Genomic DNA, 22,647 nt, shown 5'->3' with positions numbered 1-22,647 from the left:
GCTAGTGAGCCGTCCGCCGCCCGGGTAGCGCTCCCGAGCCGAGACACACCGCCACGACCGCCGCGCCGAGCAGGCAGAGCGCACCGTTGACCGCAATCGCCGTCGTCACGCCGTCGAGTACCCCGGAGCCGCCGAGCACCACCGCGGTGACGACGGCGCTCATGACCGGCGTCCCGAGCGTGATGCCGATCTGCTGGCTCATCGTGGTCAGCCCGGTGGCCAGCCCCTGCTCGCTCTCGGGCAGCCCGGACGTCGCGGTGACCATGAACCCGACGATGACGACGAGGTTGGCGACTCCCCCCACGAAGGTGGCCGCCAGCACCAGCCAGATCGACGCCGCGGCCTCGGAGACGAAGACCAGCGACAGCGTCGCGACGGCCTGGACGACGAAGCCGCCGACGATCGCCGTCCGGTTGCCGAACCGGCCGATCACCCGGGGCCCGAGCAGCCCACCGGCCACAGTGCCGAGTCCGAGGACGGCGAACGCCAGCCCGGCGCCGAGCGGGCTGTAGCCGAGCACCTCCTGCAGGTACAGGGTGAGCAGGAAGACCAGCGACGTCTCGGTGACGAAGGCGAGCGCCCCGGCGATGTTGCCGATCGCGACGCTGCGCCGGCGGAGCACCGACAGCGGCACCAGTGGGAACGCCGTCCCCCGCTCGACGGCGAAGAAGGCGACCAGCAGCGCCACGGCAACGGCGAAGGCGAGCAGCGTCAGGCCGTCGGTCCAGCCGTGCGACGCGGCGCGGGTCAGCCCGAAGACCAGCGCGAGCAGCCCGAACGTCACGGTCACCGCACCGGGCACGTCGAGCCGGGTGCGCTGCTCGGCCGGGCGCTCGACGAGCACCCGCGGCGCGACGATCAGCACCAGGACGGCGACCGGGACGTTGAGGAAGAAGGCCCACCGCCAGCTGAGCAGGTCGGTCAGCAGCCCGCCGAGGACGGCCCCGGTGGTGAACCCGGCGGCCATCAGCGCACCGTTCAGCCCGAGCGCCCGGTCGCGGGCCGGGCCCTCGGGGAACGTTCCGAGCAGCAGCGCCAGCGCGGCCGGGACGACGATCGCCGTCGCGACCCCCTGGGCGACCCGGGCGGTGAGCAGCACCGCCGGCGTGGTCGCCAGCCCGCCGAGCAGGGAGCCGGCGCCGAGCAGGGCCATGCCGAGCAGGAACATCCGCCGCCGTCCGGCGAGGTCGGCGACCCGGCCCATGAGCAGGGTGAGCCCGGCGGCGCAGAGCGCGAAGGCGGTGGCGATCCACTGCAGGTCGGCGAGGCGGAAGCCGACGTCCGCACCGATGGTGGGCAGGGCGACGTTGTGGATGGAGAAGTCGACGGCGAGGGTGAAGCTCGCGGTGAGCAGCACGGCGAGGGCGGCGCGCTGCCGGGTCGGTGGGGCGAGAGTGGTCACCCCGGCGACGCTGCGCTGGTGCCGGCCGGACAACCACACCCCCGTCTGCCTGTCACTGGCAGGGACAGGCTGGGTGTTGTGGCCGGCGGCAGGATGAGCCCATGACCGAGCTCGGGGAGTTCCTGCGCGTGCGCCGCGCGGCGTTGCAGCCGGCGGACGTCGGCCTGCGCGGCTACGGCGCGCGGCGGGTGCCCGGGCTGCGGCGCGAGGAGCTGGCGATGCTGGCCGGGGTGAGCGCCACGTACTACGCCCGGCTGGAACAGGGGCTCAGCGCGAACGCGTCGGAGGCGGTCCTCGATGCGCTGGCCCGGGCACTGGAGCTGGACGCCGACGAGCGGGCGCACCTGCGCACCCTTGCCCGCACCACCACGCGGCGTCGTGCACGGCCGCGCCCGGACGTGATCCGCCCGGGGATGCTGCGGCTGATCGAGTCGATGCCGGACACCCCGGCGGTCGTCCTGGGCCGGCGCAGCGAGGTGCTCGGCTGGAACGCGCTCGGGCACCGGCTGGTCGCCGGGCACCTGCCGTTCGACTCACCGCACCGCCCGGCCGAGCGCCCGAACATGACCCGGCTGCTGTTCCTCGACGCGCACACCCGCGAGCTGTACAGCCGGTGGGACGACGAGGCGCAGCGGGCCGTGTCATCGCTGCGCGTGCTGGCCGGACGGTCGCCGGACGACGAGGAGCTGACCCGGCTGGTGGGCGAGCTGACCGTGCAGAGCGCGGAGTTCGCCCGGCTCTGGGCGCGGCACCCGGTGGCAAACTGCGTCTCCGGGACCAAGCAGCTGCGGCATCCGGAGGTCGGCGACCTGGAGGTGGCGTTCGAGGTGCTCACCCCACCCGACGACGCCGGCCACCGCGTGCTGCTCTACACCGCTGCGCCCGGGACGCCGTCCGCCGCAGCCCTGGACCTCCTCCGCCACAGCCGGACGGCACCCCGGGCCGGAGTACCGCACAACGCTTCTTGACTCGTTCCCAGGCGCGCCCGGCTCCATCGGTGGTGCGGTAGCCGGTCAGGGCGCTCGGACCAGCCCCTCCTGGTAGGCGATGACGACCAGCTGTGCCCGGTCGCGGGCGCCCAGCTTCGTCATGGCCCGGTGCACGTGGGTGCGCACCGTCAGCGGGCTCACCACCAGCCGGTCGGCGATCTCCTGGTTGGACAGGCCGAGCGCGGCCAGCCCGGTGATCTCGCGCTCGCGGTCGGTCAACCTCGGGAGCAGTCCGCGCGGCAGGTCGCCGATGCCGTCCGGACTGGCGAGGAAGCGGTTCACCAGCACCCGGGTGGCAACCGGCGAGAGCAGGGCCTCGCCGTCCACGACGGTCCGGATCCCGGCGAGCAGCTCGGCAGGCGTGACGTCCTTGCCCAGGAAGCCGCTCGCCCCGGCGCGGAGCGCGTGCGCCACGTGCTCGTCGGACTCGAAGGTGGTCAGGATCAGCACCCGCGTACCGGTCAGGTCGGTGGCGGAGCAGATCTGCCGGGTGGCGGCGAGCCCGTCCAGGACCGGCATCCGGATGTCCATCAGCACCAGGTCGGGACGGTGCTGACGGGCGAGGTCGACCGCCTCCGCGCCGTTGGCGGCCTCGGCGACGACCGTCAGGTCGTCCTCGGAGTCGATCAGCATCCGGAACGTCGAGCGCAGCAGCGCCTGGTCGTCGGCCAGCAGCACCCGGATCATCGGGCTTCCTCCCAGGGTGTCAGCGGCACGGCGAGCGTGACGGCGTAGCGGTCGGGCCCGACCGGGCCGGCGACCACCGTGCCGCCCAGCGCCAGCGCGCGCTCGCGCATCCCGACCAGGCCGTACCCGGCTCCGACCGGCCCCGGCCGGGAGCCGGTGTTGACCACCTCCACGCAGAAGGTGTCCCCGGTGCGTTCCACGGTGATCGTCACCGACGGCGCAACCGCGTGCTTGGTGACGTTGGTCAGCGCCTCCTGGACGACCCGGTAGGCGGTGACGTCGACCAGCCGGGGCAGGCACGCCGCCGACCCCTCGCGGACCACCGTGACCTCGATCCCGGCCGCCCGGCAGGGCTCGACCAGCTCGTCGAGCTGGTCGAGGCCCGGTGCCGGCACGGTGTCGGCCGGGGGGTCGTCGTCGGAGGTGCGCAGCACCGCCACGGTCGCCTTGAGCTCCTGGAGCGCCGCCGACGTGGAGACGCTGAGCCCGGCCAGCAGCTCCCGGGCCTGCTCGGGACGCCGGTCCAGCAGGTGTTCCGCGGTGCCGGCCTGCGCGTGGGCCACCGTGAGGTGGTGGGCGACGACGTCGTGCAGCTCCCGCGCGATGCGCAGGCGCTCCTCGCCCACCCGGTGCCGGACCTCGTCGTCCCGGCTCCGCTCGGCGTCCTCGGCGCGAGCCCGGACCACCTCGAGGTAGGACCGGTGGGCCTGCGTCGTCCGGCCGGCGAACACCGCCGGCAGCAGCCACAGCGCGACGCCGACGGTCCGCAACACCAGCGAGCCGCCGGTGGGGGTGTCGATCAGGCCGCCGAGGATCACCGCGGCCACCGCGGCCCCGGTCCACCAGGCGACCGCCCGCACCGACCCGACGACCCCGAGCCAGTACAGGCAGCCGATCAGCGGGGCCAGCAGCAACGGCGTCGGCAGGTAGCCGAGCGCGCAGGCGGCGGTCTCGCAGCAGATCGCCACGGCCGTCGCGGCGCGCGGCCACCGGGCCGCGGTGAACAGCGCGCCGCTGGCGACCAGGCTGAGCAGCACGCCGGGGACGAGCACGGCCGGACCGACGATGCCTTCGGTGTCGATGCTGGTACCGAGGGCGGCGAAGAGGAACGCGACGAGCGCGGCCGCCGCGTCCCGCCCCCCGATCCGGCCGGTGCTCATCAGCGGTTGCTCAGCGCCAGGTCCGGTTGCGCTTCGGCCGGTGCGGGAACCAGCGACGCGCCCTCCACGTCGACGTTCGGCAGCAGCCGATCCAGCCAGCGAGGCAGCCACCACGCCCGCTCGCCGAGCAGCTGCAGAACGGCGGGCACCAGCGTCAGCCGGACGACGAAGGCGTCGAAGAAGACCGCCGCGGCGAGCCCGAGACCGACCATCTTGATCAGCGGTTCCGACGCCGCCGCGAACCCGCCGAAGACCGCGATCATGATCACCGCGGCGGCGACCACGACCTTCGAGCTCTGCGCGAAGCCCGTGCCGACCGCCTCGCGGGCCGGCACACCGTGCACGTGCGCCTCCCGCATCCGTGACACCAGGAACACCTCGTAGTCCATGGCCAGCCCGAACACGATCCCCACCAGCAGGATCGGCATCAGGCTCATGACCGGGCCAGTCTGCTCGACACCGAGCAGATCACCTGCCCAGCCCCACTGGAAGACCGCGACGATCACCCCGATCGAGGCAAAGAGCGAGAGCAGGAAGCCGACCGCGGCCTTGATGGGCACCCAGATCGAGCGGAACACCACCAGTAGGAGCAGCACCGCGAGACCGACGACGAGCGCGACGTAGGGCACGAGGGCCGACTGGGTCTTCTGCGCCATGTCGATGTCGAGCGCCGTCGTCCCGGTGATCTCGTAGCTGACACCCTGGGCGCGTTCGACGGCCGGCCGGGCGTCGCGCAGCGACTCCACCAAGGCCTCGGTGCGCTCGTCGGTCGGCCCGGTGGTGGGGACGGCGGTGAGGATCGCGGTGTCCCCCTGCTCGTTGAAGGTCGGGGTCGACACCGAGGCCACGCCGTCGGTCGCTGCGAGGTCGTCCGCGACGGCCGTCACCGCGGTCTCGGGGTCGCCGGCCCCGCGGGCGTCGACCACCACCGTCAGCGGACCGTTGGAGCCGGGCCCGAACGCCTCGGCCCGCAGGTCGTAGGCCCGGCGCTCGGTGGCCGTGGTCGGCAGCGAGGCGTCGCCGGGGGTGCCCAGCTGCAACGACAACGCCGGGACGGCGACCGCGGCGAGCACCGCGACCCCGGCCACCGTGACCAGCAGCGGGCGGCGGCGGACCAACCGCATCCACGTCCGGGCCACCGGGACGCGGGGGTTCGTGCGTGCTCCGCGCCGCTGCGACCGCGACCGGACCCGGTTCGGGAACATGCCCAGCAGCGCCGGCACCAGGGTCAGCGCGACCAGGACCGCCACGACGACGGCGCCGGCGGCGGCCAGCCCCATCTTGGTCAGCGACGGGATGCCGACCACGAGCAGCCCGGCGAGCGCGATCACCACCGTCGTCCCGGCGAAGACGACCGCGGACCCGGCGGTGCCGACGGCGCGGCCGGCCGCCGTCTCGGCATCGTCCTGGCTCTGGCGTTCCTCCTGGTACCGGGAGACGACGAACATGGCGTAGTCGATGCCGACCGCGAGCCCCAGCATCAGCGCGAGCATCCCGCTGGTGATCGCCATCCCCAGCGGACCGGCCACGGCCCAGACGCCCAGGAACGAGATGGCAACCCCGATGATCGCGGTGAGCAGCGGCAGCCCCGCGGCCACCAGCGACCCGAAGGTCAGCAGCAGGACGAGGGCCGCGATCGCGACCCCGATGAGCTCGGTGGCGCTCATGCTGGTGGGGCTCTTGAGCGCCGAGCCGCGCATCTCCGCGGTCAGCCCGTCGTCCCGGGCCTGCTCCACGGCCTCCTCCAGCACGACGCGCGACTCGTCGGTCACCTCAGCGGAGGGCACGTCGTAGCTCACCGACGCGAAGCCGGTCGTGCCGTCGGCGCTGATGCTCGCGCCCGCCGAGGGCGGTACCACTCGCATCACCTGCGGGCTGTCGGCGACGGTGGCCAGCGCCGCCTCGACGGCCGCCTGGTTCGCCGGCTCCTCCAACGACCCGCCGTCGGGAGCGACGAAGACGAGGGTCGCCGATGCGCTGTCCGTGGGGGTGCCCGGGAAGCGCTCGGCGAGGAGGTCGAAGGCGTCCTGCGATTCGATGCCCGGGATGGTCGCCCGGGTGTTCACCGGGCCCTCGGACGTGACGGCGGCCGCCACGGCGCCGGCGAGGACGAGCAGCCAGACCACAGCGACCGACCACCGCCGTCGGAAGGAGAAGCGGCCGAGACGATCGAGCAGACCTGCCATGTCGGTACACCCCAGTTGTCGTGGTGGTTGTCCCGAGGAGCGTGTCGTCCGGGCAGGGGTCCCGTCGTCGTGCAGACGCAGGCTCTGACTACGGCGATCTGAGTACACAGCGCCTGGTCAGGGCGGGCCCGGTCAGCGGACGGTTGACGTCAACACCGTGCTGCTCGTACGTACCTGGTGTCCGACCGGCCCGTGCGTCAGGCGCGGTCGACGTCCGGTTGCGGGGCCAGGAGCTGGGCCAACCGCCCGTCGGCCTCCAGCTGGGACAGCCGGCGACTGCGCCAGCGTGGTCGGAGAACTCCTCGTCGCCCTGGGCGGCGAGGGCTGCCCGCACGACTAGCCTGAACTGCCGTCCCGGCGTGAGCCCGAGGGCGATGAGGTCGCTCCCGCGCAGCTGCGGCGCTCCCGGCCGGTCGTCCACGCCAGAGGACGCGGGCCACCTCCAGCCAGGACGTCGTCGGGTAGGGGCCCGAGCCGGCGCCGCGACCGGCGTGGTCGGCGCCGCAGACGAGCGACCACTCGGTGATCGAGGCCGGCTCGAGGCGGCGGGCGAGCCGGTGGACGGCGGCGGCGCTGGGCTGGCCGCCCGTGGTGATGGCGGTCATGTGCTCGCGCACGATCGGTGCGATGCGGGCGATCAGCGCCGCCGGCGCCCCGATCGAGCTGAGCAGCTACTCGACCGGAGCGACCCCGCCCTCGGCGTGGCCGTGCGAGGTGATCCGCCCGTCGGCCCGGTTCTGCGTGTAGCGGGCCTTGCCCAGGTCGTGCAGCAGGGCCCCGAGGACGACGACAGCGCGGTCGTCACCGGTCAGCCCCGCGTCGTCCGCCAGCACTGCCGCGGCGTCGGCCGCCAGGCCCGAGTGCGTCAGGACGTCGCCCTCGGGGTGCCAGCGCGGGTCCTGCGGCGGTCCGGACAGCCGGGCCAGCTGCGGCACGGTGGCCAGCCAACCCGACTCGGCCAGCACCGCCAGCGCCGCGGTGAGGTGGCGCCCCTTCTCCGCGGTCTTACGCCACTCGCCCCACACGCGTTCGCGAGGCAGTCCGTCGTAGGCGGGCAGCAGGCTGCGGCACAGCTCCGCCGTCTCCGGCGCCAGCCGGAACCCGAATCGCGCGGTGAACTGGGCGCCGCGCAGGACCCGCAGCGGGTCCTCGGCGAAGGCCGGGCCGGTGTGCCGCAGGACGCCGTCCCGCAGCTCGCCCAGGCCGCCGACGACGTCGACGACCTCCTCGGTCGCCGGGTCGTACATCAGCGCGTTCGCCGTGCAGTCGCGGCGGTGCGCCGCCTCGGACAGCGACGCCGCGGGGTCGGCGACCGGCGCCCCACCGGACGTGGGGACGACCCGCGGCACCGCGACGTCGAGGTCCCCGCCGTCCCGGCGCACCTTGAGGACGGCGAACGCGCGGCCGACCTCGTCGACCCGCCCGACCCGGACCAGGGCCGCGGCCACCCGGTCGAGGTCAGCCCGAACACCTCGACGTCGACGTCCGCGGGGCGGCGTCCCGGTGTCAGCAGTGCGTCCCGCACGCACCCGCCGACCGGATCACGTCAAGGACGGCGGTCACGGCGCTGCCGAGCTGCACCAGCCCGGGTGCTGCGTGCCGCGCGTCCTCGTCCCTCACGGCACGAGTATCTGCTGGCTCTCGCCAGAGTCGTGCTGACAACCTGGCGCCATGCCGGCCGAGGCATTGCGCAGCCAGGTGCCGTCGTGCGCGGCGACGCGAGCCTGCCGGCCGGCTACCCCCACCCGCACGCCTCCGAGGAGGCGCGGCGGATCCCCGAGCAGGGCACGATCCTGCGGGTGCAGCTCGGTTTCGGCGTGCACGGGACGTCGGTCCCCGACCAGGACGACCGCGACGAGATGGGCACCTGCCTCGAGCCGCCATGTTCGTCACCGGCATCGCCCGGGTGCCCACCGGCACGGGCGCGGACTCGACGATGGTCGAGTCCGAGTAGAACCGGCGGCACACGGCATGGGACCGCCCCGGCGGCCTGGCGAACCGCTCAGGCGCCGGCGACCTGGACGTCGTCATCTGCTCCGCGCGCAAGTGGGCGCGGCTGGCGCTGGCCGGCAACCCGATCGTGCTGCTACCGCTGTTCGTGCCCGACGCCGGGCTGATGCACCGCGACGACGCAGGCGTAGAGCTGGTCGAGACCGCCCACCGGCTCATCTCGCAGCTGGCCGCCGACCGGTTCCTCGGCTACCTCTCCGCGCAGCGGGCGGCGATGACCGGGGAGACGGGCGCCCACACAACCGGCCCGAGCTGGTGGCCGTGCACGGGTACGACATCAAGTACGCCATGCACGCGCGCGCGGCTAGGTCCTTGGCGTCGAGCGGCCCCACCACAGTTCAAGCGGAGGCCGCTCGGCAGCCGGGAGAATTTCGCTATAGTCATTCTTGAAGAGCGTATTCACCGGCGGCACATTCCATACTGACCGTTCATCAACGAGCCACCGGTCGTGCCAATCGCGTTCAGCGTCGACCCGCCATTCAGCAGGCACGCCACGTTGAGCCAACTCGTCTACGAACCGACTGAAGTCCCTGGCCGACTTGTCGGACACCACGCCCGATGCGTTGCCGGAAAGTATTCGGATCTCCGTAACCTTCGAGACATCGACCTCTTCAACTAGTTCTTCGAGTGCACGAGCGCCAAAGTGAGGGTCAGCCCACCAGACCACCCCGGCAAGAGGGCGCAGAAGTCTTCGAAGCCTCACTAGGTTGGAGAACGGGGTTCTTGGGGAGATCATGGCCGCCAAGTTGACCACCTCTCCGGGCAGCGCAACATCAGGATCCCGCATTAGGCTTCGCACGGTTTTGAACTTGTTTGAATAGGCCAGCACACCTACGCGGTTCATCCAGTGAAAGACTGGACGCAGCTGCTGAATTGTGATTCCTGCAGGTACAGCCCTGTGCTGAAGAAGAAGATCGAGGACCCCTTCCTCCGATACAGGTCCGAGGCCATTCAGCTCCTGCTCAATGACTTGCAGGGGGGTTAGCTGTCGCAACGCCTGACCCAACGCGCGGTCGGCCTCCTCAGTCTGCCGACGAACCCATGCTAACCGGAATAGCGCGAGCCCGGCCTCAGTCAATTCGCCGCTGTCTTCGAAGCCGCATCGAGCGAGTAGGTACCGAGCGTCATCCGACGCCTTCTCACCCCGTGAGAGGGCGCGAATGGCATCGAGCAAATGGGCTGCACTCACACTCAGAACGATTGAGTCATCCACGCCTAGCTCTTTGCCTGAGCGAGACCGAGGGCAACAAGGATTTGGATCACGTCATCTGCGGCGAAGTTGGAAAGATCGAGAGTGACGGCGAGGGAGGCTCGTGGAGCCAATGTCCCGCCACCAGCGCGACCTGAGTCGCGACTGTCTTCGAACTCGTCGCTCGCCGCGTCCTCGCGATCCTGGGCGTCGTCCAACTCCTCCGCGGCGGCGTCCCCTTCCTCGGCGGTCAACTCTTCGTCAACCACAGTCTCGGCCGCAGCGACACCGTCTCGCCGCAGGACACCGTTGGCGTCGAGCATCTTCGCGAACTCAATGCTATCCAGGAAGGCATTTGCTGCATCTTCGGCGAATTCCTTCTTTTTCGCGTATTCGTGTTCTAGCTTTGCCGCCAGAGTCACCCGGGGAGGCAACTCCTGGTCGACAAAGTTGTCTACCAGTTCCCTGTACGCCTTGAGCGTCACCATGGCTTTCACTCGGGCCAGCCGTCGCTTCTCTGGGTCGTACTCCTGAACCAGGTCGCGCCCGAGCGGCGACAGCTTGATGTTGCCACTGACCGTCTGCGTGATTCCGAGACCTTTTAGCAGTGCCAGCTTTGAATCCAGCGCGCTGCTTTTTGTGCTCGTGTGGCCGAGTTCGTTTGCAAGGACCCCCAATGGCGTATCGCTACCCTTGGCGACGGTCCACAGGGCCTTGGCCATCTCCTCGGCTTGCCGCAAGCCCTGCCTGGGCAATCCCTGTCGGACACCCTTGTTGGCAGACTTGCTGGGCGTAGCTGGGGACTCGCTGGCTTCTGCCATTCACACTCCTAAGTGAGTGTTCCGGAGCATACAAGTTTTGAGTCCCGATTGTGAGGACGGCAGCGCAGCCTCAGCACCGGTCGGCTCGACTCCCGCCCTGAGGACGCCACGCCAGCCCAGACGGTCGCCACGCCAGATCGCGTCGCTCGAAGCACTGATCTTTCGGGGCGGCGAGCCGTTGGGCATCAGCCAACCCATCGCTTCGTCGATCGTTGTTCGGGCCAGCGGCGTCGTGAGCGAGGCGCTTCCCCACTGAACGTCGCCGGTTTTTCACAGACGCAGCGGCCACGGACCGACCCGTGCGCGTGCAGCACGGCGGCGCGTCCCCGACCCGGGCGACCACATGCCCAGGTGTGGGGCTACGCGCCGAGACGGCGGGTCATGCGCCCAGCCCGCCATGCGCGGCCAGCGACGGTGCCGCATGCACGAAGCCAGCCCCCCTTCGAGAAGGAAGCCGCCGTTCGGACCATGGCCGAAGCCGTGGATTCCCACCTGACCCAAATACTGAGCATCCTGCGCGGCATCAGCTGCACTTCAGGCAGAGCTGGAGCGGACGCAGGCGCATTGACTTCCTGAGCAGCAGCTGTCAGAACGACCCTGGCGCGAGATTAACGTCGACCAGCCCATCGAGAGGACCTAAGCAGAGGGACTGTCCTACGCAAGCGAGCACAAGGGCCACGAAAACGCCGTGGCTTGAAGTGCGGCGGCTGCTCGCTAAGGCCACTTAGGGAGTTGCGACAGAGAGCTACGCATAGCGTCCTGCCGGCCCGGGCCCCTGCAGCTCAAGGGTGGGTCGTAGTTCCGTCCGGCACATTCCCCAGATCCTCCAGCTCCGAGGAAGCCAAGAGTTGAAAGTCCCGCCTACTCTGGTGGATACCTTTCATCGCCCGAGTGAACTGCGCGGTGGCGCTTCTTGAAAGTTCTAGTACTTCGCTTTTCGGAAGTTTAGCGCGAGTCTCGCGGTGCTCCTTCCCTTTGGAGTGCAACGCATGCCGATCTGATATGGCTTCATAGGCCTCTGAAACGTGTTCCTCGAACGCCTCAATGATCGCAAGGGCGCCCGGTGAACCCCAAGACTGACAGTCGGACTTGAGAGTTTCCGGCCGCGCTCTCGCGATAACCTCGTCGAGGCGCTCCAGGATCCATCGACCAGCTGTTCCCCACGCAGGAATCACGCGGTCCACGTCTTGCATCCATTCCAGGACGTGTGCATATAGCACCATCTTACGTTCGCTCGGTCCGAGTTTCGCCAGTGCAATCCGGCCTTCTTTGGCGCGTTCGCGCCGATCAAACGCGCGTTCTTCTGCGCGCTCCTTTTTATCTTCTTCCCGCCATTGCTGATCCTTCTTCTTCAAGTACAAAGTTCCCGCCAGCGTACAGACCGCGGCGATCAACGCAGGTCCCAAGAAAACCGAGACCCGCTCAGTAGTCCACCATGAAATGAAGTCACCCATACTCACGCAGCGTAGTAGGTCGGGACGAGGCAAGTGTCTATGCGAACCGGCGTGTCTACCCTCGCTTGGAAACGCTGAGCCGTTGACACACCAGGTGTCGCCTCTGTAGAAGCTCGTAACCAACTTGGTCTTGACGCAGGCAACGGCGTGACCCGTCCCTACTCCGAGATTCGTCAGGTCGCCAGGATGACGGACCCACTTTTGGAACTGCGATCAAGGTCGTCGGCAGCGTGCCCTGTACGCGCACAATCAGTGAACGGATGCACCCCTTAGGAACTCTAAAGACCAGCTGCGCGCCGCAACTCATCCTCGCTGTAGCCGAGGGTGTAGTCGTCGTCCATGCCGTGAGACAGCCAGATGTCCGCTGCGTCGTAGACGCTGACCGTCTCACCGCCGTCTTGGTCGTCCTCGTTATCAGCAGCATTGACCTCGCCCATGAGCACTCCATAGTCGTTATGGTCTTCACCGATGGTGCAGCGACAGGCTTCACTCGTTCCAGCTCCGGCCGTGCCCACTCCGTAACGCTGATGCTCTGGTCCAGTTGGCAAATGACCCACCCCCCTCGGTTCCCTGTTCCTGGCCCTTGTTCACTCACCCGCAGTAGTCAGTGCGATTGCCCCGTTCGAGTAGCTCATCGCCGTCGAGCTACTCGTCTACAACGAGTCCAACTGGTTTGGGTGCTCCGCCAAGTGCGCTAGCCGCTGAGGCTGACCCCACATAAGACGAGTCAGGCCGCCCTCCGGATGGAGAACGGCCTGATCGCAAGGGTGGAGCTGAGGGGACTCGAACCCCTGACCCCCACACTGCCAGTGTGGTGCGCTACCAGCTGCGCCACAGCCCCTTGCTGACCCGGTCTGGTGTGTCCGAGCCGTGGAGAAGACTACATCAGGGTGAACGGTGCCCGGCGTAGGGGTCCCCGCCGGGCACCGTGTCGTCAGCCCCCTGCGCCGAGCTGCTCGTCGAGGGCCAGGTTGAGGTCCAGCACTCGCACGTGCGGCGCCCCGATGAAGCCGAGGTCCCGCCCGGCGGTGTGCTCGTCCACCAGCGCCTGGACGTCGTCCACCGGCACCCCGCGCGCCTCGGCGATGCGGGCCACCTGCAGAGCCGCGTACTCCGGCGAGATGTCCGGGTCCAGCCCTGACCCGGACGCCGTCACCGCGTCGGCCGGCACCTCGGACTCCGCGACCCCGTTGAAGGCGGCCACCTCAGCCCGCCGCTCCCCCACCGCGGCGACCAGCTCCTCGGAGTTCGGCCCCAGGTTCGACCCACCGGACGCCGCACCGTCGTAGTCCGATGCCGACGGTCGGGACTGGAAGTACTCGGGCAGCGGGTCGCCGTCGGAGTCGGTGAACGACTGGCCGATCAACGACGACCCGACCACGGAGCCGTCCACCGACACCAGCGCCCCGTCGGCGCGGGCCGGCGCGATCACCTGGGCTACGCCCGTCATCAGCAGCGGGTAGGCCAGCCCGAGCACCACGGTGGCGACGAGCAGGGCACGGACGGCGGCCACCAGCTGGCGGCCCGAACGCAGAGCGGACATCACGCGATCCCGGGGATGAGAGAGACGAGCAGGTCGATGAGCTTGATCCCGACGAAGGGCAGCACCACGCCGCCGACGCCGTAGAGCAGCAGGTTGCGGCGCAACATCGCCGACGCGGACGCCGGCCGGTACCTCACGCCGCGCAGCGCCAGCGGCACCAGCGCCACGATGATCAGCGCGTTGAACACGACCGCCGACAGGATCGCCGACTCCGGCGAGCTCAGCCGCATCACGTTCAGCGCGTCCAGCCCCGGGAAGACCCCGGCGAACATGGCCGGCAGGATCGCGAAGTACTTGGCCAGGTCGTTGGCGATGCTGAACGTGGTCAGCGACCCGCGGGTGATCAGCAGCTGCTTGCCGATCTCCACGATCTCGATCAGCTTCGTCGGGTCGGAGTCCAGGTCGACCATGTTGCCGGCCTCCTTGGCCGCGGTCGTCCCGGTGTTCATCGCCACCCCGACGTCGGCCTGCGCCAGCGCCGGGGCGTCGTTCGTCCCGTCACCGGTCATCGCCACCAGCCGGCCGCCGGACTGCTCGCGCTGGATCAGCGCCAGCTTGTCTTCCGGCGTCGCCTCGGCCAGGACGTCGTCGATCCCGGCCTCCGTGGCGATCGCCCGCGCCGTCCGTTCGTTGTCGCCGGTGATCATCACCGTGCGGATGCCCATCCGGCGCAGCTCGGCGAAGCGCTCGGCCATCCCCTCCTTGACGACGTCCTTGAGGTGGATGACGCCCAGCACCCGAGCCGAGCCGCCGTGCGCAACAGCCAGCAGCAGCGGTGTCCCGCCGGCGGCGGAGATGCCGTCGACGACGTCGCCGACCTCCGGCGGCACCGGGCCGTCCTGCGCCCGCACCCACGCCAGCACCGCGCCCGCGGCGCCCTTGCGGAGCTGCCGGCCGTCGGGGAGGTCGACCCCGCTCATCCGGGTCTGCGCGGTGAACGGCACGAACTCCGCACCCGGCAGGTCGTCCCGCCCGCGCAGGCCGTAGCTGGCCTTCGCCAGGACGACGATGCTGCGGCCCTCCGGCGTCTCGTCGGCCAGCGAGGCCAGCTGCGCGGCGTCGGCGACCTCCGCCTCCGAAGCCGTCCCGACGGCGACGAACTCCGACGCCTGCCGGTTGCCGAGGGTGATGGTGCCGGTCTTGTCCAGCAGCAGGGTGTTCACGTCGCCGGCCGCCTCGACCGCGCGGCCGCTCATCGCCAGCACGTTGCGCTGCACCAGCCGGTCCATCCCGGCGATGCCGATCGCCGACAGCAGCGCCCCGATCGTGGTCGGGATCAGGCAGACCACCAGCGCGATCAGCGTGGTCAGCGACTGCTCGGCACCCGAGTAGACAGCCAGCGGCTGCAGGGTGATGACCACGATCAGGAACACGATGGTCAGCGAGCTGAGCAGGATGTTCAGCGCGATCTCGTTCGGCGTCCGCTGCCGGGAGGCGCCCTCGACCAGGGCGATCATCCGGTCGACGAACGTCTCCCCCGGCTTGCTGGTGATCTCCACGACGATCCGGTCGGACAGCACCGTCGTCCCGCCGGTCACCGCCGACCGGTCACCGCCGGACTCGCGGATCACCGGCGCCGACTCCCCGGTGATCGCCGACTCGTCGACGCTGGCGATCCCCTCGACGACGTCGCCGTCCCCCGGGATCACCTGCCCGGCCACCACGACCACCCGCATGCCCGGCCGCAGGTCGGCGGCGGGCACCTCGGTGCCGTCGAGCAGGTACGCGACGGTGGTCTGCCGGGCCTTGCGCAGGGTGTCGGCCTGCGCCTTGCCCCGCCCCTCGGCCACGGCCTCGGCGGCGTTGGCGAACAGCACGGTCAGCCACAGCCAGCCGGCGATCAGCCAGCCGAACACCGACGGGTCGGTGAGCGCCAGCACAGTGGAGAACACCGAGCCGACCCACACCACGAACACCACCGGCTGGCGCACCAGCCCGCGCGGGTCGAGCTTGCGGACGGCGCCGGCCAGCGCCGGACCCCACTCGATCGATGCGCGCTGCGTGGGTCGGGGGTCCGGGGTGGAGAGGGGACGACGATCGAGCGCCGTTGTCATGACAGTCCTTCAGTCGAGAGGAGGGGCCAAGATCGCGACTTTGGCCCCGGGGAGGTGGGGGTCATGCGAGGGCCTCGGCGAGGGGGCCCAGCGCGAGCGCCGGGAAGTACGTGAGGCCGACGACGACCAGGACGACGGCGCCCAGAAGGCCGACGAACAGCGGCTGGTGGGTGGGCAGCGTCCCGGCGGTCACCGGCGCCTTGCCCTGCGCCGCGAGCCGGCCGGCCAGCGCGACCACCAGGACGATGGGCAGGAAGCGGCCGAAGGCCATCGCCAGGCCGAGGGCGGTGTTGTAGAGGGGCGTGTTCGCGCTCAGCCCGGCGAACGCCGAGCCGTTGTTGTTTGACGCCGACGTGAAGGCGTAGAGCACCTCGCTCAGCCCGTGCGGCCCGCTGTTCAGCAGCGAGCTCAGCCCGGTGTCGGTGACCACCGCGACCGCCGTTCCGGTGAGCACGAGCACTGGGGTGACCAGCACGTACAGCGAGGCCAGGGTCATCTCCCGGCGGCCGAGCTTCTTGCCCAGGTACTCCGGGGTGCGCCCGACCATCAGCCCCGCGACGAACACCGCGACGACGGCGAGCACGAGCATCCCGTAGAGCCCGGAGCCCACCCCGCCGGGCGCGACCTCGCCGAGCATCATGTTCGCCAGCACCAGCATCCCGCCGGTGGGCGTGTAGCTGTCGTGCATCGAGTTGACCGCGCCGGTCGAGGTCAGCGTCGTCGCCGTCCCGAAGAGTGTCGACAGCGGCCCTCCGAAGCGGACCTCCTGGCCTTCGGTCGCGGCTCCCGCGAGCTGCAGCGCCGCTCCCCCGGCCCGGGCCTGCGCCCAGCTGGTGAGCGCCAGCGAGGCGGTGGCCAGGCCGGCCATCACGCCGACGATCGCCAGGCCCTGCCGGCGGTCACCGACCATCCGGCCGAAGGTGCGCGGCAGCGAGAACGGGATGACCAGCAGCAGGAACACCTGGAACAGCGAGATCCAGGCGCTCGGGCCCTCGAACGGGTGCGCGGAGTTGGCGTTGTAGAAGCCACCGCCGTTGGTGCCCAGCTCCTTGATCGCCTCCTGAGAGGCCACCGGCCCGCCGGGCAGGAACTGCGTCGCCCCGGCCAGCGTCGTCGCGTCGGTGCCCGAGGACAGGTTCTGCACCACCCCACCGAGCACAAGGACGACGGCGGCGACCGTGGCCAGCGGCAGCAGCACCCGGGTGATCGCCCGGGTCACGTCGACCCAGAAGTTGCCCAGCCGGTCGGTGCCGCTGCGGGCGAAGCCGCGCACCAGCGCGACCGCCACCGCGATGCCGACGGCGGCGGAGGTGAAGTTCTGCACCGCGAGCCCGGTCATCTGGACCAGGTGGCCCATCGTCGACTCGCCGCTGTAGCCCTGCCAGTTCGTGTTGGTCACGAAGCTGATCGCGGTGTTCCAGGCCGAGCCCGGCTTCACCGCCGCCATCCCGTTGTCCAGCGGCAGCCACTGCTGCACGCGCTGGAGCAGGTACAGGAAGAGCACCGACACCAGCGAGAAGGCCAGCACGCTTCGCAGGTACACCGGCCACCGCTGCTCGGAGTCCGCGTCCACCCCCACGGCGCGGTAGACCAGCCGCTCGACCCGCCAGTGCCCTTGGGGCCAAAGTCGCGATTTTGGCCCCTGGGGGGCGGCGTCGGTGGTGAAGACGCGGGCCATCCAGTCGCCCAACGGCTTCTGGACGGCGACCAGCGCGACCACCAGCAACGCCACCTGCAGCCAGCCGGCTGCGGTGCTGCTCATCAGAACCGCTCCGGGAACAGCAGGCTCGCGAGCAGGTAGAGCACCAGCCCGGCGGCCACGGCCAACGCGACCCAGGTCACAGCCGTTCCACCCCCCGCACCGCCAGCGCCAGCAGCCCGAAGACCACCAGCGTCAGGAGCACGTAGACCACGTCGGTCACGTCGAGAGCACCTTCATCCGCATCCGGGTGGACGACCGGTCGTCGTCCACGTCCGAGCGGCGACGCTAGGAGCGCTCAGCGGTCCTGACGGGTGTCTTGACGAGTCCTTGACGGCGGGGGGTGGCGACCTTGACGCCGTCCTGACGGACCGACCCCCAGGGGCCAAAATCGCGACTTTGGCCCCTGGGGGGGATCAGGACGGCGGCGGGGTCATCTGGGCGACGCGGACCGAGTTGCCGAACGGGTCGCGGAAGCCGAAGTCGATGCCGTAGGGCTGCACGATCGGCTCCTCCGGCAGGTCCACCCCCCGCTCCTTGAGCTCGGCGTGGGTCTTGCGCGCGTCGTCGGTGGTGAAGAACAGGTGCCCGCCGCCGGCGCCCTTGGTGACCAGGTCACGCACCTGGCCGGCGATCTCCGGGCTCACCGACGGCGGGGCGGGCAGCTCGAGCAGCACCGCGTGCCCCGGGTCGGAGGGCAGCGCCACGGTGAGGAAGCGCATCGGCCCGAACTGCTGGTCGGTCTGCACCTCGAAACCGAGCGTGCCGACGTAGAAGTCCAGCGCCTGGTCCTGGTCGAGGACGTAGAGGGAGGTGATCGAGATGGTGTTCAACATGGTCAGGACGCTAGGGGCGGGCAGCGTCCCCGGGCTTCTCCGAAACTGCGGTCTCTCCGCTGGGCCGCAGCCACCGCATGCCGAAGCAGGAGGGCACCGGCGCCAGCGGACCACGACGCCGGTACACGCTCGGTGGCTCCCCCACGATCTCGGTGAACACCCGGCTGAACGTGCCCAGGCTCGTGAACCCCACGGTCATGCAGACGTCGGTCACCGTGGTGTCGGTGCTGCGCAGCAGCCACATCGCCCGCTCCACCCGCCGCCGTTGCAGGTACCGGTGCGGCGTCTCGCCGAACGTGGCCCGGAAGGTGCGGATGAAGTGCGCCTCCGACACGTGCGCGAGCCGGGCCAGCGTCGGGACGTCGAACGGCTCGGCGTAGGAGCGGTCCATCGCGTCCCGGGCGCGCAGCATCCGCCGGTTCGAGTCCTCGCTCGCGCGGCTCATCGGACCGGTCCTGACGTGCTGCTCACGGCATCTCCTCCTGAGGGTCGACCGTCGCGTCGCCGGGCCCCGCGGTCAAGGGATCAGGGGAATCCCTGATGTGCCGGGGCACCGGTTCCCGACAGGCTCAGCCCAGCCGATCGCCAGCGGCACCGACCACCGTCGGGACGACGGCGACCAGGGGGGGCAGCAGATGCGGACGACGGCGAGGGCACGCCCATGGTGACCGCCGCCCTGGACCAGGTCGGCAGCTGGCCGGCGGTGCTGGTGCTCGGCGTCGCCGCGCTGGTCCTGGCCCTGGAGAGCGGGGTGATCGCCGGGGTGCTGCTGCCCGGGTCGACCACCCTCGTCGTCCTGGGGCTGTGGTCGGCAACCACCGGCACGCACCCCGCGCTGCCCATCGCCGTCGCCGCGGCCGCGAGCGCCGGTGGGGCGGTGCACGGCTGGCTGCGCGGCCACCACCGCCGGACGACCGGCCCACCGCAGGGCCGACTGCGGACCCGGGTCGAACCCGCGGTGCGGCAGGCGGAGGCGTGGCTGACCAGCCGGTCGCCCGGGCACACGGCGCTGGTGCTCGCCGCCGCGCACTGGGCTGCGGTCACCCGGACGCTGACGCCCCGCGTCGCCGGGGGCGCGGGCGTGCCGCTGCGGTTGTTGGGGCCGGTCGTCGTCGCCAGCAGCACGGCGTGGGCGACCACCGTCGTCCTGCTGTCCCGGGAGCTCGGGCAGCAGGTCGCCGACGAGGCCGGCTGGGTGCCGGCCGCCGCGGTCGCCGTCCTGGCCGGCGCGTTGATCGCCCGCCGCCGGCTGCGGCACCGGCCCGTGCCGCACCGCCAGGTCGGCTGAACCCGGGCGTCCGCCGTCACCCACCGGGGGTGGTCTTGACGCGATCCTGACGCCCGGCCGCGTCGGACTGTAGGTGCCCGGGGTGATCATGGGCGCATGGCCCGCGGCACGCTGCGCATCTACCTGGGCGCCGCCCCCGGCGTCGGGAAGACCTTCGCCGTGCTCGGTGAGGCCCACCGGCGCCGCGAGCGGGGCTGCGACGTCGTCGTCGGCCTGGTCGAGACCCACGGCCGGCCGCGCACCGCCGCCGCCGTCGAGGGCCTGGAGGTGCTCCCCCGCGCCCGGGTCACCCACCGCGGCGTCACCCTCGACGAGCTCGACGTCGACGCCGTCCTCGCCCGCCGCCCGGACGTCGTCGTCATCGACGAGCTCGCGCACACCAACGTGCCGGGCAGCCGGCACGAGAAGCGCTGGCAGGACGTCGAGCAGGTGCTGGACGCCGGGATCAGCGTGCTGACCACGGTCAACGTGCAGCACCTGGAGAGCCTCAACGACGTGGTCGAGCAGATCACCGGCGTCCCGCAGCAGGAGACGGTGCCCGACGCGGTGGTCCGCCGGGCCGACCAGATCGAGCTGGTCGACATGAGCCCCGAGGCGCTGCGCCGCCGCCTGGCGCACGGGAACGTCTACCCCGCCGAGCGGGTCGACGCCGCGATGGGCCACTGGTTCCGGGTCGGCAACCTGACCGCACTGCGCGAGCTGGCGCTGCTGTGGCTCGCCGACCGGGTCGACGAGGGGCTGCGCACGTACAAGCACGACCACGCCATCGACCACGTCTGGGAGGCCCGCGAGCGGGTGGTCGTCACCCTCACCGGTGGCCCGGAGGGCGAGACGCTGATCCGCCGCGCCTCCCGGGTGGCCCGGCGCAGCGGCAACGGCGTGCTGCTCGCCGTGCACGTGCTCTCCGGCGACGGCCTGGCCGGCGCCTCCTCCGGGGCGCTGCGCGCCCAGCGGGCCCTCGTGGAGAGCCTGGGCGGCAGCTACCACCAGGTCGTCGGGGACGACGTCGCCGAGGCCCTGCTGGAGTTCGCCCGGGGCGTCGACGCCACGCAGCTGGTCATCGGCACCAGCCGGCGCCCGCGGTGGGCGCGGGCGCTGCGCGGCGGCATCGGCGGGCGGGTGATCGCCGGCTCCGGCGAGATCGACGTGCACATCGTCACCCACTCCGCCGCCGGGTCGCAGGGCTGGCGGCTGCCCCGCAGCCAGGGGGCGCTGACCGCGCGGCGCCGCTGGCTGGGCTGGCTGGTGGCCGTGGTGGGCGTCCCCGTGCTGGCGCTGAGCTGCATCGCCGCCCAGGCGGCACTGTCGCTGGCCAGCGTGCTGCTGGCCTTCGTCCTGCTCGTCACGGCGGTGGCGATCGTCGGTGGGCTGGGGCCCGCGCTGGCCGCCGCCGTCGCCGGCGGGCTGGTCGCCAACTGGTTCTTCACCGCCCCCACCGGCCGGCTCACGGTCAGCCAGGTCGACGACGTCGTCTCGCTGTTCGGCGGGGTGGTCGTGGCCGTGGCGGTGGCCGCCGTCGTCGACCGCTCCGCCCGCCGGGCCACCGCGGCGGCCCGCTCCCGCGCCGAGACGGCGATGCTCGCCTCGCTGTCCCGCTCGGTGCTCGCCGGCGACCGGGCCCTGCCCAGCCTGCTGGAGCAGATCCGGGAGGCGTTCGGCCTGCGCGCGGTCACCATGGTGGAGAGCGCCGAGGGCCGCGAGCACACCGTCGGGACCTGCGGCGAGCCCGGCGCCGACGACCAGGTCGACGACGTCGCGGTCACCGACACCCTCACCCTGCGGCTGTGCGGGCGCGCGCTGCCGGCCGGTGACCGGAAGGTGCTGGTCTCCGTCGCCGAGCAGGCCGCCGTCGCCCTGCAGCAGGGCCGGCTCGCCGCCCAGGCCGCGGAGGCCTCCCGGCTCGCCGCGGGCAACAGCATGCGCAACGCGCTGCTCGCCGCGGTGAGCCACGACCTGCGCACCCCGCTGGCCGGGATCAAGGCCGCCGCCTCCGCCCTGCGCACCGAGGAGCTCGCGCTGAGCGAGGAGGACCGCGCCGAGCTGGTCGCCACCGTCGACGAGTCGGCCGACCGGCTCACCGGCCTGGTCGACAACCTGCTGGACATGAGCCGGCTGCAGGCCGGCGTGGTCACCCCGGCCGCCGACCCGGTCGACGTCGCCGCGGTGGTCGGCCGAGCGCTCACCTGGCTGGACCCCACCCAGCGGCGGCGAGTGACCCGCCCCGACGCCACCGACGTCCCCGCAGCGCTGGCCGACCCCGGGCTGCTGGAGCGGGTGGTGGCCAACCTGCTGCTCAACGCCGCCGGCCACGCGCCCGGCGGCCTCCAGGTCGACGTCTCCTCCGTCGACGGCCGGGTCGAGGTGCGCGTGGTCGACCGCGGCCCGGGCGTGCCGGTGCGGGACCGGGACCGGATGTTCGCGCCGTTCCAGCGGCTGGGCGACTCCCCCGCCGGGCAGGGCGTCGGCCTGGGCCTGGCCGTGGCACGTGGGCTGACCGAGGCGATGGACGGCACGCTCACCGCCGAGGAGACCCCCGGCGGCGGGCTGACCATGGTCGTCTCGCTGCCGGCCGCTCCGGTCGGCGCGACCGAGGCCCCGCTGACGGCGGCCGAGGCGTGAGCCGGGTGCTCGTCGTCGATGACGACCCGCAGCTGCGCCGCGCCCTGCGGATCACCCTGCGCGCCGCCGGGTTCGACGTGGTCACCGCCGAGGACGGGCGCACCGCCCTCGCCGAAGCCGCGGCCGCCCACCCCGACCTCGTCGTGCTCGACCTGGGGCTGCCCGACCTCGACGGCACCGAGGTGCTCGCCGGGCTGCGCCCGTGGTTCACCGGCCCGGTCGTGGTGCTCTCGGCCCGCGGCGACAGCTCGGACAAGGTCGGCGCCCTGGACGCCGGCGCCGACGACTACGTGACCAAGCCCTTCGACATGGCCGAGCTGCTCGCCCGGCTGCGCGCCGCCCTCCGCCGGGGCACCGCCGACCCCGGGCAGGCGCAGGTGGTCACCGACCACTTCACCGTCGACCTCGCCGCCAAGCAGGTGACGGTGGACGGCGTCGCGGTGCGGCTGACCCCGACCGAGTGGGCGCTGCTGTCGGAGCTGGTGCGCAACCCCGGCCGGCTGGTCGGCCAGCGGGAGCTGCTGCAGTCGGTGTGGGGCCCGGCGTACGAGCGGGAGACCAACTACCTGCGGGTCTACCTCGCTCAGCTGCGCCGCAAGCTCGAACCCGACCCGGCGCACCCGCGGTACCTGCACACCGAGCCCGGCATGGGCTACCGCTTCCTGAAGGACCCGCCCCTCCCGGGATAGCGCGTCAGCGATCAGGCGTAG

Annotated in this window: 20 protein-coding genes and 1 tRNA gene; 5 read left to right on the top strand and 16 right to left on the bottom strand. The window is 71.6% G+C overall.

Features of this window, described 5'->3' with window-relative positions; all coding sequences use genetic code 11:
- Nucleotide 1: 1 nt before the first annotated feature.
- Nucleotides 2–1,402: an MFS transporter gene (locus tag O2W18_RS04955; protein ID WP_269186444.1), complete on the bottom strand. Its 1,401-nt coding sequence runs from the start codon at nt 1,400–1,402 to the stop codon at nt 2–4.
- Nucleotides 1,403–1,503: 101 nt separating this feature from the next.
- Between O2W18_RS04955 and O2W18_RS04950 the strand changes: the two genes are divergently transcribed.
- A complete protein-coding gene (locus tag O2W18_RS04950) occupies nt 1,504–2,370 on the top strand; it encodes a helix-turn-helix domain-containing protein (RefSeq protein ID WP_269186443.1) in 867 nt (288 codons plus the stop codon).
- Nucleotides 2,371–2,415: 45 nt separating this feature from the next.
- Here O2W18_RS04950 and O2W18_RS04945 read toward each other — a convergent pair whose 3' ends face one another.
- The 4 genes from O2W18_RS04945 to O2W18_RS04930 all read right to left on the bottom strand — a co-directional run bounded on the left by O2W18_RS04945 (nt 2,416) and on the right by O2W18_RS04930 (nt 7,872).
- Nucleotides 2,416–3,078, bottom strand: coding sequence for a response regulator (locus O2W18_RS04945; protein ID WP_269186442.1), 663 nt, complete (start codon nt 3,076–3,078; stop codon nt 2,416–2,418).
- Nucleotides 3,075–4,238 carry a sensor histidine kinase gene (locus O2W18_RS04940; protein ID WP_269186441.1) on the bottom strand — a complete coding sequence of 388 codons (1,164 nt, stop codon included), beginning with the start codon at nt 4,236–4,238 and terminating at the stop codon, nt 3,075–3,077. The genes O2W18_RS04945 and O2W18_RS04940 overlap by 4 nt, the downstream gene beginning before the upstream one ends.
- Entirely contained in the window at nt 4,238–6,424 is a 2,187-nt protein-coding gene (locus tag O2W18_RS04935; RefSeq protein WP_269186440.1) for an MMPL family transporter, read from the bottom strand. The genes O2W18_RS04940 and O2W18_RS04935 overlap by 1 nt, the downstream gene beginning before the upstream one ends.
- Nucleotides 6,425–7,095: 671 nt before the next feature.
- Entirely contained in the window at nt 7,096–7,872 is a 777-nt protein-coding gene (locus tag O2W18_RS04930; protein WP_269186439.1) for an HDIG domain-containing metalloprotein, read from the bottom strand.
- Between the two features lie 542 nt (nt 7,873–8,414).
- Between O2W18_RS04930 and O2W18_RS21695 the strand changes: the two genes are divergently transcribed.
- Entirely contained in the window at nt 8,415–8,858 is a 444-nt protein-coding gene (locus O2W18_RS21695) for a DNA polymerase beta superfamily protein (RefSeq protein ID WP_442929126.1), read from the top strand.
- On the opposite strand, the gene O2W18_RS04925 is transcribed toward O2W18_RS21695, so the two are convergent.
- From O2W18_RS04925 to O2W18_RS04880, 11 genes are all read right to left on the bottom strand, one after another.
- Nucleotides 8,739–9,647, bottom strand: coding sequence for a hypothetical protein (locus O2W18_RS04925; protein ID WP_269186438.1), 909 nt, complete (start codon nt 9,645–9,647; stop codon nt 8,739–8,741). The genes O2W18_RS21695 and O2W18_RS04925 overlap by 120 nt on opposite strands.
- A gap of 2 nt (nt 9,648–9,649) precedes the next feature.
- Nucleotides 9,650–10,345: a hypothetical protein gene (locus O2W18_RS04920; protein WP_269186437.1), complete on the bottom strand. Its 696-nt coding sequence runs from the start codon at nt 10,343–10,345 to the stop codon at nt 9,650–9,652.
- A gap of 881 nt (nt 10,346–11,226) precedes the next feature.
- Nucleotides 11,227–11,898 carry a hypothetical protein gene (locus O2W18_RS04915; RefSeq protein ID WP_269186436.1) on the bottom strand — a complete coding sequence of 224 codons (672 nt, stop codon included), beginning with the start codon at nt 11,896–11,898 and terminating at the stop codon, nt 11,227–11,229.
- 278 nt (nt 11,899–12,176) lie between these two features.
- Nucleotides 12,177–12,335, bottom strand: a complete 159-nt coding sequence (locus O2W18_RS04910) for a hypothetical protein (RefSeq protein WP_269186435.1) — start codon at nt 12,333–12,335, stop codon at nt 12,177–12,179.
- A 331-nt stretch (nt 12,336–12,666) separates the two neighbouring features.
- Nucleotides 12,667–12,739 (bottom strand) — tRNA-Ala (locus O2W18_RS04905).
- Between the two features lie 93 nt (nt 12,740–12,832).
- Complete coding sequence (gene kdpC, locus O2W18_RS04900) at nt 12,833–13,441, bottom strand: potassium-transporting ATPase subunit KdpC (protein ID WP_269186434.1); 609 nt, start codon at nt 13,439–13,441, stop codon at nt 12,833–12,835.
- On the bottom strand, nt 13,441–15,495 hold the full coding sequence (kdpB, locus tag O2W18_RS04895) for a potassium-transporting ATPase subunit KdpB (RefSeq protein WP_269186433.1): 2,055 nt from the start codon (nt 15,493–15,495) through the stop codon (nt 13,441–13,443). Before kdpB ends, kdpC begins: the two co-directional genes overlap by 1 nt.
- 61 nt (nt 15,496–15,556) lie before the next feature.
- The gene (gene kdpA / locus O2W18_RS04890; protein ID WP_269186432.1) at nt 15,557–17,257 is read right to left on the bottom strand and encodes a potassium-transporting ATPase subunit KdpA; all 1,701 of its coding nucleotides are present in this window, start codon (nt 17,255–17,257) and stop codon (nt 15,557–15,559) included.
- On the bottom strand, nt 17,257–17,337 hold the full coding sequence (gene kdpF, locus O2W18_RS21690; protein WP_442929125.1) for a K(+)-transporting ATPase subunit F: 81 nt from the start codon (nt 17,335–17,337) through the stop codon (nt 17,257–17,259). The genes kdpA and kdpF overlap by 1 nt, the downstream gene beginning before the upstream one ends.
- 273 nt (nt 17,338–17,610) lie before the next feature.
- Nucleotides 17,611–18,030 (bottom strand): VOC family protein, encoded by a 420-nt coding sequence (locus O2W18_RS04885; protein ID WP_269186431.1) that lies wholly within the window; start codon nt 18,028–18,030, stop codon nt 17,611–17,613.
- A gap of 10 nt (nt 18,031–18,040) precedes the next feature.
- On the bottom strand, nt 18,041–18,475 hold the full coding sequence (locus O2W18_RS04880) for a helix-turn-helix domain-containing protein (RefSeq protein WP_269186430.1): 435 nt from the start codon (nt 18,473–18,475) through the stop codon (nt 18,041–18,043).
- 216 nt (nt 18,476–18,691) lie between these two features.
- Here O2W18_RS04880 and O2W18_RS04875 point away from each other — a divergent pair, with 216 nt between their 5' ends.
- The 3 genes from O2W18_RS04875 (at nt 18,692) to O2W18_RS04865 (ending at nt 22,626) form a co-directional block, all read left to right on the top strand.
- Nucleotides 18,692–19,318 (top strand): hypothetical protein, encoded by a 627-nt coding sequence (locus tag O2W18_RS04875; protein WP_269186429.1) that lies wholly within the window; start codon nt 18,692–18,694, stop codon nt 19,316–19,318.
- A gap of 96 nt (nt 19,319–19,414) precedes the next feature.
- Entirely contained in the window at nt 19,415–21,937 is a 2,523-nt protein-coding gene (locus O2W18_RS04870; RefSeq protein WP_269186428.1) for an ATP-binding protein, read from the top strand.
- The gene (locus tag O2W18_RS04865; protein ID WP_269186427.1) at nt 21,934–22,626 is read left to right on the top strand and encodes a response regulator; all 693 of its coding nucleotides are present in this window, start codon (nt 21,934–21,936) and stop codon (nt 22,624–22,626) included. The genes O2W18_RS04870 and O2W18_RS04865 overlap by 4 nt, the downstream gene beginning before the upstream one ends.
- Nucleotides 22,627–22,647 lie beyond the last annotated feature (21 nt).

The sequence above is a fragment of the Modestobacter sp. VKM Ac-2983 genome, from assembly GCF_026967885.1.
Classification (GTDB): domain Bacteria; phylum Actinomycetota; class Actinomycetes; order Mycobacteriales; family Geodermatophilaceae; genus Modestobacter.
The sequence above is the reverse complement of the archived record's forward strand: the minus strand, read 5'-3'. Positions and strand labels throughout refer to the sequence as shown.